The following is a 14,046-nucleotide window of genomic DNA, read 5'->3' as shown; positions in this document are numbered from 1 at the left end:
GGACCGGTCACGGTCCGGGGCCGTTTGCGTGCCGGGGCCGTTTGAGTGCCGGGCTACTCGGCGCGGCGGCGGACCGCCGCGAGGAGGCGGCGCATGCCCAGGGCGTGGCCGCCCGTGGTGAGGATCAGGTGGCGGTACGTGGTGCCGGGCAGGCCGGGGAACGTGGCTCGGCTTTCCGCGCTCAGGCGGGAGCGGGCCGGGGCCGGCTCGGACAGGTGGAAGGTCAGGGTGTACGTCGAGAAGCGGTGGTGGCCCGAGAGGGTCAGTTCGTGGGGCGGGGTGGCGGCCGTGACCCGGAAGCCGGGGAGCGTCGAGCCCTCCGCCAGGGGGCGGGGGCCGGAGGCCGTGCGGTCGCCGGCGGCGATCAGGCGGGCGTAGGCGGTCGCGGCCCGGCCCGCGAAGGAGTGGTCCAGGGTCTCGCTCAGGGCGCGCCAGACCGCCTCGGCCGACGCCCCGATGACCGTCTCGTGCTCGTCGATGTACGGCAGCGGAGCCTGTGGCATCAGAGCCTCCATGAGGTCCACGTGAAGGACGGGTTCATCCTCGCATCGCCAACTCCATGGGCGCCGGGGCCCCTTCGCATTAAAGTTGCCGCCATCACTGCTGTGGGGAGGGCCTGGGCGGGATGAGTCGTCGCTCCAATGGGTTGGTTGCCGTGTGGGCCGAGGCGCAGCGGCAGCAGCAGCGGCAGCAGGAGGCGCAAGCCCGGTATCAGCGGGATCAGGAGCGGGCGCAGCGGGCGTACCAACGGGAAGTCGCCCGGAGTCAGCGTGAGCAGAAGGCCGCCTACCGGGAGCAGCGCGAGGCCGAGGCGCGGCGGCGTACGCGGGAGTTGGATGCCCGGGTCGAGGCGTTGCAGGGGCTGCTGGCGGCCGGGTGCCGGGCGCCGGCGTTCCGGGCCTCGGCGCTGACGCGGGCGGAGCGGGTCGAGCCGTTCGCGCCGGGGCCGCTGGCGCATCCCGTACCCATGCCCGACCCCGCGCGGTACGAGGCACAGGGCGGCGGGTGGACCGCCGGGCGCCGGGCCCAGGCGCAGGCCGAGGCGCGGGCCAGGTTCGAACGGGACCGGCAGGCGGCGCAGGCGGCCGAGGCGCAGCGGCAGGCGCAGTTCGCCGGCTACCAGCGGCAGTACCAGCAGTGGGCCGACGCCCGGCTGGCGGAGATCCGGAGCCACAACGCCGGGATCGCCGATATGACCGCCGGACTGCGCGCCGGGGACGCCGGGGCCGCCGTCGAGTATTTCTCCGCCGCGCTCTACGCCTCCACCGGCTGGCCCGACGAGCTGCCCCGGCAGGTGGCGGCGGCGTACGACTCGGGCGCGCGGCAGCTGGTGCTGAACTGGGAGCTGCCCCGGTACGACGTCGTCCCCGAGGCGAAGTCCGTGCGGTACATGATCAACGCGGACCAGGAGAAGGAGTCGCCCCGGCCGGTCACGCAGCGCCGGGCCCTGTACCGGGACGTGCTCGCCCAGTGCCTGCTGCTCGTCCTGCGCGATCTCTTCGCCGCCGACGAGTTCGGGGCCCTGGAGTCCGTCGCGCTGAACGGCTTCGTGGACGACCACGATCCGGCGACCGGGCGGCGGATGCCCATGTTCCTCGGCACGGTCATGGCGGCCCGGGCGGACTTCGCCGAGCTGCACCTGGAGCAGGTGAACGCGGTGAACTGCCTGGTGGACGGGTTGCGCGGGCAGTTGTCCACGCGTCCCGACCAGTACGCCGCGGTGCGCCCCGGCCGGGTCCCCGAGGACGTCGGCAACGGGGTCGTGACGCACGGCGGCGACGAGGAGCCGGACCTGTACGAGATGGACCCGCTCGCCTTCGAGGCCCTGGTCGCCGAGCTGTTCCGGGCCATGGGCATGCAGGCCGTCACCACGCAGCGCTCCAACGACGGCGGCGTCGATGTCGACGCGCTGGACCCGGCGCCGATCCGCGGCGGCAAGATCGTCGTCCAGGTGAAGCGCTACCGCAACACCGTGCCGCCCACGGCCGTCCGCGATCTGTACGGGACGGTCCAGGACACCGGCGCCAACAAGGGCGTCCTGGTCACCACGTCCGCGTTCGGCCCCGGCTCGCACACCTTCGCCAACGGCAAGCCGCTGGAGCTGGTCCCCGGTTCCGAGCTGGTCGATCTGCTGCACCGGCACGGGCTGCGCGGGCGGCTGGGCGGCGGCGGTGACCGTCCCGTCCCGGCCCAGCGGACCGCCCCGGATACCGAAAGCCCCGACGACGGGTCGGGGAGCGGCGACCACAACGTGCTCGGCATGTACTGGTCGGGCTCCGTCGCCCTGGACGTCTGCGCGCTCGTCTGCCAGGGCAACCGCGTGCTGGACGACGACCACTTCGTGTTCTACAACAACCCGCGCACCCCGGACGGTTCGGTCCGTGCGCTGATCCCCGTCGCGCCCGACAAGGCCGCGGTCCAGGTCGCCTTCGACGCGCTCCCGGCGCGTGCGGACCGGCTGGTGATCATCGCCGCGATCGATCCCGTCGCCAACCCCGACGCCGATCTGTCCGGCTTCACCGACGCCGGAATCCGGCTGCTCGACGCCGAGCGCGCCCCGCTCGACCAGCTGGACGTCTCGGACGGGCGGCCGGGCGAGACCGCGCTCGTCCTGGGCTCGTTCCGCCGACGGGCCAACGGTGACTGGGAGTTCGTCACCGGCGGCAAGGGATACCGGGGCGGTCTGGAGGAGTTGGTGACGGAGTACGGGATCGACGTCGAGTAGGCAGCCGAAAACCGCACGCGCACCCCTCGCCCGTCACGGGAGGATGAGCCATGGATACCTCAGCCTGGCTCCCCCTTCCCGACGTTCATTCCTTCCTCGCCCGCGCCGGGGACTTCCTGCGCTCGCGGCCCGCGCTGCACACCGTCACCCTGACCGTGTGCGAGGGGCTGCGTGCCCGGGGGCCGCAGGCGTACGGGGACGAGGCTCCCGTGTTCGGTGTGCTGGAGCGGGACGGCGCGGTGCGCGCCGCGTACTTCCGGACCCCGCCCTACCGGCTGATCGTCACGCCCCTCACTCCCGAGGAGGCCGGTTCGCTGGCCGCGCATCTGCGTGCCGTGGGCGACCCCGTCCCCGGGGTCAACGCGGACGAAGCCACCGCCGCCGCGTTCGCCGAGGCGTGGCGGGCGCGTACGGGGGCGGCGCCCCGGCTCCATGAGCGGCTGCGGCTCTACCGGCTCGGGGAGCTGCGGTGGCCGGATCCGGCGCCGGAGGGGCGCGGCCGGGTCGCGGAGGCGCGGGACCGGGAGCTGGTCGCGCGGTGGTACGTGGAGTTCGTGCGGGCCATCGGCGGCGCCGGCCACCGGGACTCCGGGGACTGGGCCGACGCGCGGATCGCGGAACGCCGGGTCGGCCTCTGGGAGACCCCGGACGGCGTCCCCGTCTCCATGGCGGCGCTCACGCCCCGGGTCGCCGGGCAGATCCGGGTCGCCACCGTCTACACCCCGGCCGGACTACGGGGCCGGGGGTACGGGGCCGCCGCGACCGCCCACGCCTCCCGCGCCGCGCTCGCCGAGGGGGCGGAGGAGGTGCTGCTCTTCGCGGATCTGGCCAACCCGACGAGCAACGGGGTCTACCAGCGCGTCGGCTACCGGCCCGTGACGGACTTCGCGGTGTACGACCTCGCCCCGGTGGAGCTGCCGCGGGGCGACGCGGTCGACGGCGGTGCGGGGCGCGCTCCTCGGCGCTCGACCCCGACGGCGCGGTGATCCGGCCGGTCGGACGGGCTGATTCGTACGGCGACCGTCATCGCAGTTCGTCCGGGCAGGGCGTCCCGGGCGGGAGCTGGTACGGGGCGCCGAGGCGGTAGGTGCCGGGGCGCGGGGCCAGGAGTTCCGTCCACTCGTCGCCCTCCTCGTCCTCGTCCACCTTGATCAGGCAGCCGTTCTCGTTGACGAAGGTCCTCGGGGTGCTCTCGTCCGCCCGCTGCTTGGACGCCTCGGTCTCCTGGGGGCGTTCCACGCCGTTGCCGTCCTCGTCCACCACGGCGAGCCAGCGCGAGTACGGGACGCGGATCAGGACCCGGCCCGCCTTCCTGACGCGGATCGTCAGCTCGCCCTCGCCCGCGCGCTCCACCGTGGCCGGCGGGTCGGCCAGCGGGACCGGGCTGTCCACCTCGAAGAGCCGCCAGTCCTGGTTGGACCAGATCAGCTTCAGGTAGGAGAGGCCCTTGCCGACGAGTTCGGCCTCCTTGCGGGCGCCGCTGTAGTCGGGGTCGCCCTGCGGCAGCACCACGTAATGCACCGCCCAGCGGTCGAGCCACTGGCGGTAGTTGATGGGGTCCAGGGTGTCGTCGTAGAAGAGCGGGTTCCGCTTCATGTCGGCCTGGCGGTTCCAGCCACGGGCCAGGTTGACCGAGCGCGGGAGCGCGGACGCCTCGCGGTGGCTGCTCGGCGGGACGACCTCGACCCTGCCCCGTTCGGCGCCGACCTTCTGGAGCTGGTTGACCAGGGGAGCCAGCGAGCGGGTCCAGGAGGCGGTCGGGGCGGTACGGACGATGTCGTCGACGCCCTTGAAGCCGATCCAGACGTTCAGCGAGACGAACGCGATGACCAGCGCGTACCAGCGTTGCGAGCGGGGCCTGGTGTACGGCAGCGCTGCCAGCAGGACGACGCCCGCGTACAGCATCGCCATCCGCGAGACGTTGGAGCCGATCTGCGAGTCGACCACGTACGTCGCCAGTGTCCCGGCTCCGTACACGGCCGAGGCCACGCGGACCGTCTTCCACTCGGACGGTACGAGGAAGAAGACGAGCCACGCGAAGACGAACGGTCCGGACAGCGTCGCGACCGACATCGGCTGGGTGCCGGAGAACGGGAACAGCCAGGCGGACAGCGCGACCACCACGACCGGGGCGAGCCCCAGGGCGTACGCGCCGGGGCGCCGCTTGTTCAGGAACAGCGCGGCCGCGACGACGCCGAGGAAGAGCCCCGCGACCGGGCTTCCGGCCGTCGCGAGTCCGGCGAGCGGCGCGGCGACGGCCGCCTTCGCCCACCGCTTGTAGCGCCACCGGTACGGCCAGCAGAACACGGCCGCCGCCGCGCCGACGGCGAACATCATGCCGAGACCGAACGTCACCCGCCCCGACAGCGCGTTGCACAGATACGCGAAGACGCCCGCCATCGAGCAGGCCAGAGGGTTACGGACCGCCTTGACCCGGTACAGGATCAGCGAGGTCAGCCCGGCCGAGACCGTGCCGGCGATCATCATCGTCGTCCGCACGCCGAGCAGGGACATCAGATACGGCGAGACCACGCTGTACGAGACGGGGTGCATGCCCCCGTACCAGGCGAGGTTGTACGCCGTGCCCGGGTGCCGGCCGACGAATTCGGCCCAGGCGTCCTGGGCCGCGATGTCGCCGCCGCTGTTGGCGAAGAAGAGGAACCACAGGATGTGGGCGACCGCGGCGACCGCTGTCGTCAGCAGGACCGGGTGGCGCAGGCAGCGCTGCTTCAGACCGTCGAACCCGCCGGGCGTCTCCGGGGTGGCCGCGCCGTCGTCTCGGCGCTTCGCCTGCGCGGGGTCCGCGCCGGCGGTGTCGGCGTCCGCCCGTGTCGGCTCGGCAGTGGTCACTGCGTCTCTCCCCGTCCCTTCCCGGACGCGTGGTTTCGGCCGGCTCTCCTGCTCGGGTCTCATGGGCCGAAAGACGCGCCCCGGGGTCCGCGCGTTGCCCCCGGGACGCTAACACGCGGGGCGCTTGCGGCGCGGGGGCGGAGGGGGCGCTCCGCGTGGGCGCCCCCTCCTCGCGTCCTCAGCCGATGCGGGTCAGCTTGTCGCCGAACGACGGCTTCGCGAGGTCGCTCTGGAGCGCGACCGCGACCTTCACCTGGCTGCGGCCCTCGCCCACGGTGAGGGTGCCGACGTGCGTGCCGGCGACCGCCTCGTGCGGGATGGTCCTGCCGTCGTCGGTCAGTTCGAGCTTGACCGTGAGGCCGGACCAGCCGACCGCCTTGACGTCCTTCGTCGCGACGACGGGGGTGGTGTGGCCCATGCCGTCGTCCACCTCACCGACGACGTCGCCCTTCTTGACGATCTTGGCGCCCTGCAGCAGGTCCAGCGTGGCGACCATCACCTTCTTGCTGACCCGGTTCACCTCGTCGATGATCGAGACGTCGTCGTACTGCCCCAGGATCGCCCCGACGATCAGCTGGTCGGTGCCGTCGATCATCTTGTGCGCCGCGAAGAGCAGGTTGCCGCCGGCCTTGGAGGTGGAGCCGGTCTTGATGCCCAGGGCGCCGTCGTACGGCACGAGGGTGTTGTAGTTGCGCCACTTGTGACCCGAGGGGTCCTTCCACTCCGGCAGCTTCGTGATGTCCATCAGCGCCGGGAACTCGACCAGCTTCTCGCCGAGCTTCACCAGGTCCTCGGCGGTGGAGACCGTGGAGGCGGTCAGCCCGGAGGGGTCGGTGTACGTGGTGTTCTTCATGCCCAGCTCGTCGGCGGTGGCGTTCATCTTCGCGACGAACGCCTTCTCCGAGCCCGCCTCCCAGCGGGCCAGCAGCCGGGCGATGTTGTTGGCGGAGGGGATCATGATCGCGGCGAGCGCGTCACGCTCGGTGAGTATGTCGCCCTCCTTCACCGTGCTGAGCGTGGACTCGCCCTCGGTGTAGAGCTTGCCGTCCGCCTCGGCCTTGGCGTCGATCTTGATGTTCGGGCCGTTCTCGCCGCGCTTGAGCGGGTGGCTCTTGAGCACGAGGTAAGCCGTCATCGCCTTGGCGACGCTCGCGATCGGCACGGGCTTCTGCTCGCCGAACGAGTCGACCTTGCCGAGGCCGGTGGCGGCCATGTAGCCCTGGCCCTGCTCGGGCCAGGGCAGCTTCGGGGCGCCGCCCTCGAAGCCGTACGTCTCCTTCGCGGTCATCGCGAGCGACGGGTCCGGGAGCGGGCGCACCATCTGCGCGATCGCAAAGACGATGAGCAGGAGGATGACCAGTGGTGTCCAGATCTTGACCCTGCGCACGGCCGTGCGGACCGGGGTCTCCGGGGGCGGCGGGGTGTTCGTCAGCTCGGCGAGCAGGTCGAGCGGCGGCTTCGGCGGCATGGGCTGCTGCCGGGTGCGCTCGGCGCCGCTGAGGGCGGCGGGCTGACCGGCGACGGGGCTCTCGGGCCTGCGCGGGGCGGGCGCCTGGCGTACGTCGTCGGCGCGCAGCGGTACGAACTGGCTGGTCCGCTCGGTGAGCGACTCGGTCTCGGCGGCGACGGGCTGACCCGACGGCGACCTGGTGATCTTCAGCGCGGTCGTCGGCTGGTCGACCTTGGGCAGCCGGGGGGCCTTGAAGACGGCGGTGGGCTGATCGACCGGCGCCTCGGCGGCGGGCGGCTCCTGGGCCGGGGTGCGCTTGCCGGTGGCCGGTTCGTCACCGTCGGCGGGCGCCTTCGCCTCGGCGGCGGGCGGCTCCTCGGTGGGGGCGTTGTCGTCGGCAGCCGGCTTGTCGTCCGCGGACGCCTCCGTCCGGGTGGCCGGTTCGGCCTGCGGCTCGGCGGCGGGCGTCTTTCCGCCGGGGGCGTCGCCGTGGGCGGGAACCTTCGCCTCGGCGGGCTCGGCGGTGGCCGGTTCGTTCCTGTCGGCGGCGGGCTCGTCGTCGGCCGATTCCTTCGCGTCGGCGACGGGAGCCTCGGCCTCGGCGGCGGGCTCGGGCTTCACGGCAGCCTCGGGCTCGGCCTCCGGCTTCGCGGCGGCTTCCGGCTTGGCGTCCGGGCCGTCGCCGCCGGAGCCGGTGACGCCCGGCTCCTCCGGGGCGTCGGCCTCGTCCGTGCCCTTGCCGGCCTCATCGGCCGTCGAGACCCAGGCGGCCACGGCCGCACGGAGGCGCGCGTCGCCCCCCTCGGGCCCGGCAGCCTCCGGCTCGGCGCCGGTCCCGGCCTCCTGGGGGGCCTCCGCAGCCCCGGCGCGCTCGGGGGCGTCCGAAGAGACCTGCGGAGCGTCCGAGGCGGCCTCGGGGGAGCCCGGAGCGGCCTCCGGAGCGTCCGAAGCGGCCTCGGGAGCGTCCGAAGCGGCCTCGGGAGCGCCCGAAGGGGCCTCGGGGGAGCCCGGAGCGGCCTCGGGAGCGTCCGACGGCGTCTCGGCGTCCCCCGGATTGCCCTCGGCGGTCCCCGGAGCGTCCTTGGCCGTCTCCCGAGCGTCCTCGGCGGTCTCCGGAGCGTCCCCGGCCGTCTCCCGGGCATCCTCGGCGGTCTCCGGGGACGCCCCCGGCTCCCCGGCGGCGTCGTCGGTGGGCGCCGGCGTCTCCGGACCGGCCGAGCCGGAACCCGTACGCGCAGAGCCGGAATCCGGACCGGCCGAACCGGACCCCGTACCGGCAGAGCCGGAATCCGCTTCCGGTTCGGGGTCGCGGAAGACGCCGAGCCGCGGATCGCGCTCGTTCCGAGTCGTTCCCGACGACTGCTGCTGCTCCGACTTGTCGGGGGACTCGCCCGCCACCGATGCCTCCTCCATGCGGCGCGGGGAACCACCCGCGCTGTCCGAACCATCTACCAGTGTCCCGTGTGAACCCTTGGCCGGGCTGCTAGACGAGAACGACATACCTACTGGTTCCCGTACAAAGCCACCAGGCGCCCTCGACAGGAAGATGTGAGAGGGGTCACCCTGTCATTCATCCACGCGGGGAGGCATGGATGGGCAGGAGCCGCAGAACAATTCCGGAGGAGCTTCTGCTGCTCGCTCTGGACCCGACCACGGGTACCACAGCGCAGCCGCAGTCGCTCGACCTCGGCCTCGCCGGAGCCCAGCTAGTGGAGCTGGCCCTGGCAGGACGGATAGCCCCAGACGGGGATCGTATCGCCGTGGTGATGCCACGGCCGACAGGAGATCCGACCCTGGACTCCGCACTGGAACTGCTGCGCAGGCGCGGCAGTCCGGTCCGGGCGGTCCACTGGATCGGCGGACCCCGGCTGGGGCTCCGCCAGATTTACCTCGCTCATCTGGAGCGGTGCGGCATGGTGCATGCCGTCGAGGGCCAGATGTGCGGAGTGCTGCCGACGACTCGCTACCAGGCGACGGACACGGCGATCAGCCGGGACATCAGGGCCAGGCTGGACAGTGCGATCCGCACCGGCGTACCGCCGGACCCGCGGACCGCGGCGCTTGCCGCACTGGCCCACGCGGTCGGTCTCGGCAAGCACCTGTATCCCGGGAACGAGGGGCGTTCATCGCGCTCCCGGCTCCGGGACCTGATCAGGCACGACCCGATGGGCGGCCTCGTGGCGCACGCCGTGATGGACGTACAGAACGGGGCGGTCGCACAGCCGCGCCGCGCTCAGGCGGCCGGCGTTCCGTTGCAACCGCAAGTGCCGTCGCCCTCACGGCGCGGCAGCATGGCGCACACCGCGGCCCACTAGGACCGCGCCCGCACCACGCAGCACCACCGTCACCACCCGCACCACTGCTTCAACAACCGAACACAGCCGCACCGTTGTCATGCAGACCCGGTCCGGGAGCCGCACCAGGCGCGGGGCAGTCGATACCACCGACTGCCCCGCGCCGCTGTGTGTGGCCGTTTCCCAGCGCGGCCGGGCACGAGGGTGGCAATCTGCTCAGCAGTAGATACGCACAGCTACACAGCCGGAGGTGCCGTTTCCGTGCCGTCCAACGTCAATCCCACCGTCAGGCGACGCCGGTTGGGTCAGGAATTGCGCCGACTGCGCGAGATCAAGGGAATGACCGCCGAGGAGGTGGCGGAGCGGCTGCTGGTCTCGCAGTCGAAGATCAGCCGCCTGGAGAACGGCCGCCGCTCCATCAGCCAGCGCGACGTCCGCGATCTCTGCGGGGTGTACGAGGTCGAGGACCGCCGGGTCGTCGAGTCGCTGATGCAGATGGCCAAGGACTCCCGCCAGCAGGGCTGGTGGCACGCGTTCGGTGACATCCCGTACAGCGTGTACATCGGTCTGGAGACCGACGCGGCGTCCCTGCGGGTGTACGAGTCGCTGATCGTCCCCGGCCTGTTGCAGACGCGGGAGTACGCGCAGGCGGCGATCGAGGGGATGTGGCCGGAGGCCACGCCCACCGAGATCGACAAGCGCATCCAGATCCGCATCAAGCGCCAGGACCGGCTGACCGACCCGGTCGAACCGCTGCGGTTCTGGGCCGTGATCGACGAGGCCGTGCTGCGGCGCGTCGTGGGCAACCCGCAGGTCATGGCCGACCAGTTGAGACACCTGGCGGAGCTGAGCCAGCTGCCCCACGTGACGCTCCAGGTCCTGCCGTACACCGTCGGGGCGCACCCGGGGATGTACGGGAGTTACACGATCCTCGAATTCCAGGAGGACATGGACGCGAGCGTCGTCTATCTCGAAGGCATCACCAGCGACCTGTATCTGGAGAAGGCGCCCGACGTCCAGAGTTATGCCGTGATGTACGAACACCTGCGCGCGAAGGCGCTCAGCGCGGAGCAGTCGCGGGCCTACATTCTGCAGGCGGCGGAGAACTGCGGAGCGTGACGAATTCCGCGCCGCCCAAAGGTATTTCAGGTGCGGCGCGGAAGGTACACCTGCGCCAGGTTGTGCCGGAAGACCTCCAAGACATAAGTCATCCGAACGGGTGAACGCCACTCACGGCCAATGATGTTGCGGCGTAGCGTCCCTCACAAGTCGCTGGGCGCAGCGGCTGGGCGCACCGCCCAACGACCGGCACAACCATCGGAGTCATTATGGCGATTCGGCAGGACGCACTGACGGAGTGGACCAAGTCCTCCTATTCCGCGAATGGGAACTGCGTGGAGGTCAAGGCGGCGGAGGGTCGCGCGCTGCTGGTCCGCGACTCGAAGAGCGTGAGCAGCGGGATCCTCGACTTCTCCGCGAAGACCTGGTCGGCGTTCGTCCTGGACGTCTCCCGCACCACCGGGTTCTGAGACCCGCGCGAACCGGCCGCGCACTCGCGCCGCGGCCCGCACCAGGCCCTCTCGACCGGCCCGCCGTCCTGGCCGAGAGGGCTTTCGCCGTTCCCGGGCCGGATTCTCTGGCAGTTCCCCTCCTTCTCGACCGCACGGGACCCGCATCCCGTGCGGTCTTCTTCGTGCTTCCCTGCGCTCACAGCCTGGCGAAGCGCCCGCTCATCGTGTGGCCGCCGTCACGTTCGCGACAACGCTTCCACGGGTCAAGAACGAGTAAAATCGTTCCTCTTGCTGATCCGTGTTCACATCCGTGACCGTAGGGGCTCTTGACCGGGGTACCACGCAGACGGTTCAATCCCCGAAGTCCCCGCTCCCGCACGGGGCGCCGCTGAGCGGCCGTACTGGCGAAGTGCGCACCCCGTTCACAAGGCGGACCCCGGGAGGGGACATATGAACAGTCTCGACTGGGTCGTGCTCATCGGCTACTTCGGCGTGATGATCGCGATCGGGCTCTGGTCCCACAAGCGTGTCGACAACGTCAGCGACTTCTTCACGGCGGGCGGCCGGATGCCCTGGTGGCTGTCCGGCATCTCGCACCACATGTCCGGGTACAGCGCCGTGATGTTCACGGGCTACGCCGGCATCGCGTACCAGTACGGCGTCACGTCCTTCGTGACCTGGTCGCTGCCGATCGCGATCGGCATCGGCATCGGCGCGAAGCTGTTCGCGCCCCGGCTCAACCGGCTGCGCTCGCGGCTGTACGTGGCATCCCCGCTGGAATACCTGAAGAACCGCTACAACGTGCCGACCCAGCAGGCGCTCGCCTGGTCCGGGCTGCTGCTGAAGATCGTGGACGTCGGCGCCAAGTGGGCCGCCATCGCCACCCTGTTGTCCGTGTTCACCGGGATCACCCTCACCCAGGGCATCTTCATCACCGGCATCATCACGGCCGTCTACTGCACGGTCGGCGGCCTGTGGGCCGACGCGCTCACCGAACTGGGTCAGTTCGTCATCCAGTTGTTCGCCGGTCTCGCGATGCTCGTGACCGCGATGCACGAGCTGGACGGCTTCAGCACCCTGTGGACGGTCTGGGACAAGCTGCCCGAGGGCCACGGGGAGCCGACGGCCGGTCCGTACACCGTGACGTTCCTGCTGGCGTACCTGTTCATCAAGACCTTCGAGTACAACGGCGGCATGTGGAACCAGGCCCAGCGCTACATGGCCACGGACTCCGCCGCCTCCGCGACCCGTTCGGCGCGGCTCTCCGCCGTGCTGTGGCTGGTGTGGCCCACGGTCCTGTTCTTCCCGATGTGGTGCGCCCCGCTGCTGGTCCACGCCGAGAAGCCGGACGCCTCCGACAGCTACGCGCTGATGACCGAACAGCTGCTGCCGCACGGGCTGCTGGGCCTGGTCGTCGTCGGGTTCTTCTCGCACACGATGGCCATGTGCTCCTCCGACGCCAACGCGATCTCCGCCGTCTTCACCCGGGACATCGCCCCGGTCTTCTCCAAGGCGGCCCGCGAGTGGAGCGGCCGGGCCGGGCTGCTGGCCGCGCGGCTGTCCACGCTGGGCTTCCTCGCACTGTCCATGGCGCTGGCGACACAGATCAACTCGCCGACGTTCAAGGACATCATCTCCGTCGTCATCAAGTGGGTCGCCGGTCTGATGGGCCCGATCGCGATCCCGTTCATGCTGGGGCTGCTGCGCAGCTTCCGCAGGTCGGGCCCGACGGCCGCGCTCGTCAGCTGGGCGGCGGGGCTGCTGGCGTTCTACTTCACCAACTACGAGCTGGACGGCTCCGTGAAGGAGGGCGTGGCGCTCCAGTACCAGGTGGCGCTGCCGCTGGCGATCTCGCTGGTGCTGTACGTGGTGATCGGCTTCGTACGACCGGAGGACACCCCGGAACGCGACGCGCTGATCGAGCGGATCAACACGGACGGCGACGGCCCGGCGGTGCCCGCCCAGGCCGGACCGGGCGAAGCGGCCGCGGTGGAGGGCGCGCCCGGAACGGATCAGCGCGGGTAGCGGGCCAGCCAGCCCGGCGCCGCGGTGGCCGGGCTGTGCAGGGCGGGCCCCTGGGTCATCTCCATGGCGAAGTCGTCGGCGAGTTCGAGGAGGGTGGCCCGCCCCTCCAGCTCGGCGAGCCAGGCCGGGGGCAGCGCGGTCTCCCCGTGCATGGCGCCCAGCAGCGCCCCGCACAGCGCCCCGGTCGCGGCGGACGGGCCGCCGTGGTTCACGGCGAGCCGCAGCCCCTGCCGCACGTCCTCCCCGACGAGCGCGCAGTACACCGCGACCGCCAGCACCTCCTCGGCGGAGTCCGTGACGCCCAGGGACTCGATGAGCGCGGGCCCCGGGATGCCCTGGCGCACGGCACCGAGAGCGCGGCGCAGCGCCTCGGTGACGGGCTCGTGGCCGGGGCGGTCCGCGAGCAGCCCGAGCGCGTGCTGCACGGAGCCGTCCAGGTTCTCGCCGCGCGCGAGCCCGTGCACGACGACCGCGAAGGCACCGGCGGCGAGCAGGGCGGTGGGGTGGCCGTGGGTGTGCGCGGCGCACTCGACGGCGAGCTGGAACACCAGCTGCGGCTCCCAGCCGACGAGCAGTCCGAAGGGGGCGGACCGGGTGAGGGCGGCGGCGTCGTGCGCGGCGGGGTGCTTGGGCCTGTCCAGGGTGCCCATGATGTCGTCGCCGAGGCCGTTCAGACATTCCCGGGTGGGGGCGCGGCGGGCGTAGAGCCATTCCTGCGCGGCGAGCCAGCCGTTGTCCTTGCGGCGCTCGTCGGGCCCCCAGTCGTGCTGGGTCGCGGCCCAGCGCAGATGGGCGCGGTGGACGTCGGTGGGCGGGTGCCAGGCGCCGGTGTCGCGGCGGACCTGGGCGCGGATCAGCCCGTCGACGGTGAACAGGGTGAGCTGGGTGGCGGCGGTGACCGTGCCGCGCGCGCCGTGGGCGGGGACGAAGTCGGTGACGGCGTCGGGTCCGTGGGCGGCGCGGATCTCCTCCAGGGTGAGGGCGGTGACGCCGGCGCCGAGCGCGTCACCGATGGCGCCGCCGAGGAGGGTGCCGCGTATCCGGCTGCGGAAGTCCTGCTGCTCGGCCCGCCCCCAGACGGCCAGGATCCCTGTACCCACCGCGCCACTCCCGTATGCCGTGTCTTCGTTCCCCTGTGCGACTGTGCGGTAACTGCCCAGCACTGTAATCGAACGGCTGCGGGACGCCGGG

10 protein-coding genes are annotated in these 14,046 nt (G+C 71.9%); 6 read left to right on the top strand and 4 right to left on the bottom strand.

Annotated features, from left to right (window positions below; all coding sequences use genetic code 11):
• Window positions 1-53 precede the first annotated feature (53 nt).
• Complete coding sequence (locus ACFZAT_RS19150; protein ID WP_391265400.1) at window positions 54-503, bottom strand: hypothetical protein; 450 nt, start codon at window positions 501-503, stop codon at window positions 54-56.
• 122 nt (window positions 504-625) lie between these two features.
• Here ACFZAT_RS19150 and ACFZAT_RS19145 point away from each other — a divergent pair, with 122 nt between their 5' ends.
• Complete coding sequence (locus tag ACFZAT_RS19145) at window positions 626-2,725, top strand: restriction endonuclease (RefSeq protein ID WP_391265399.1); 2,100 nt, start codon at window positions 626-628, stop codon at window positions 2,723-2,725.
• 50 nt (window positions 2,726-2,775) lie between these two features.
• On the top strand, window positions 2,776-3,711 hold the full coding sequence (locus tag ACFZAT_RS19140; RefSeq protein WP_391265398.1) for a GNAT family N-acetyltransferase: 936 nt from the start codon (window positions 2,776-2,778) through the stop codon (window positions 3,709-3,711).
• A gap of 37 nt (window positions 3,712-3,748) precedes the next feature.
• On the opposite strand, the gene ACFZAT_RS19135 is transcribed toward ACFZAT_RS19140, so the two are convergent.
• On the bottom strand, window positions 3,749-5,575 hold the full coding sequence (locus tag ACFZAT_RS19135; protein WP_391265397.1) for an MFS transporter: 1,827 nt from the start codon (window positions 5,573-5,575) through the stop codon (window positions 3,749-3,751).
• A 178-nt stretch (window positions 5,576-5,753) separates the two neighbouring features.
• Window positions 5,754-8,438, bottom strand: coding sequence for a serine hydrolase (locus ACFZAT_RS19130; RefSeq protein WP_391265396.1), 2,685 nt, complete (start codon window positions 8,436-8,438; stop codon window positions 5,754-5,756).
• Window positions 8,439-8,617: 179 nt separating this feature from the next.
• Between ACFZAT_RS19130 and ACFZAT_RS19125 the strand changes: the two genes are divergently transcribed.
• From ACFZAT_RS19125 to ACFZAT_RS19110, 4 genes are all read left to right on the top strand, one after another.
• Window positions 8,618-9,340 (top strand): GPP34 family phosphoprotein, encoded by a 723-nt coding sequence (locus tag ACFZAT_RS19125; protein WP_073968696.1) that lies wholly within the window; start codon window positions 8,618-8,620, stop codon window positions 9,338-9,340.
• Window positions 9,341-9,580: 240 nt separating this feature from the next.
• The gene (locus ACFZAT_RS19120) at window positions 9,581-10,438 is read left to right on the top strand and encodes a Scr1 family TA system antitoxin-like transcriptional regulator (RefSeq protein ID WP_391265395.1); all 858 of its coding nucleotides are present in this window, start codon (window positions 9,581-9,583) and stop codon (window positions 10,436-10,438) included.
• Between the two features lie 209 nt (window positions 10,439-10,647).
• A complete protein-coding gene (locus tag ACFZAT_RS19115) occupies window positions 10,648-10,848 on the top strand; it encodes a DUF397 domain-containing protein (RefSeq protein ID WP_391265394.1) in 201 nt (66 codons plus the stop codon).
• A 432-nt stretch (window positions 10,849-11,280) separates the two neighbouring features.
• Window positions 11,281-12,855, top strand: a complete 1,575-nt coding sequence (locus ACFZAT_RS19110; RefSeq protein WP_391265393.1) for a sodium:solute symporter family protein — start codon at window positions 11,281-11,283, stop codon at window positions 12,853-12,855.
• On the opposite strand, the gene ACFZAT_RS19105 is transcribed toward ACFZAT_RS19110, so the two are convergent.
• The gene (locus tag ACFZAT_RS19105; RefSeq protein ID WP_391265392.1) at window positions 12,843-13,955 is read right to left on the bottom strand and encodes an ADP-ribosylglycohydrolase family protein; all 1,113 of its coding nucleotides are present in this window, start codon (window positions 13,953-13,955) and stop codon (window positions 12,843-12,845) included. The two genes, ACFZAT_RS19110 and ACFZAT_RS19105, sit on opposite strands and share 13 nt — an antisense overlap.
• Window positions 13,956-14,046: the final 91 nt, after the last annotated feature.

Source organism: Streptomyces sp. NPDC008163, from assembly GCF_042956885.1.
GTDB lineage: Bacteria > Actinomycetota > Actinomycetes > Streptomycetales > Streptomycetaceae > Streptomyces > Streptomyces drozdowiczii_A.
The sequence above is the reverse complement of the archived record's forward strand: the minus strand, read 5'-3'. Positions and strand labels throughout refer to the sequence as shown.

What these genes read in the sequence shown, in the direction of transcription:
- ACFZAT_RS19110 (WP_391265393.1), top strand. Translation starts at nt 11,281, where the DNA reads ATGAACAGTCTCGACTGGGTCGTGCTCATCGGCTACTTCGGCGTGATG.
- ACFZAT_RS19130 (WP_391265396.1), bottom strand. Translation starts at nt 8,438, where the DNA reads ATGGAGGAGGCATCGGTGGCGGGCGAGTCCCCCGACAAGTCGGAGCAG.
- ACFZAT_RS19125 (WP_073968696.1), top strand. Translation starts at nt 8,618, where the DNA reads ATGGGCAGGAGCCGCAGAACAATTCCGGAGGAGCTTCTGCTGCTCGCT.
- ACFZAT_RS19140 (WP_391265398.1), top strand. Translation starts at nt 2,776, where the DNA reads ATGGATACCTCAGCCTGGCTCCCCCTTCCCGACGTTCATTCCTTCCTC.
- ACFZAT_RS19115 (WP_391265394.1), top strand. Translation starts at nt 10,648, where the DNA reads ATGGCGATTCGGCAGGACGCACTGACGGAGTGGACCAAGTCCTCCTAT.
- ACFZAT_RS19150 (WP_391265400.1), bottom strand. Translation starts at nt 503, where the DNA reads ATGCCACAGGCTCCGCTGCCGTACATCGACGAGCACGAGACGGTCATC.
- ACFZAT_RS19145 (WP_391265399.1), top strand. Translation starts at nt 626, where the DNA reads ATGAGTCGTCGCTCCAATGGGTTGGTTGCCGTGTGGGCCGAGGCGCAG.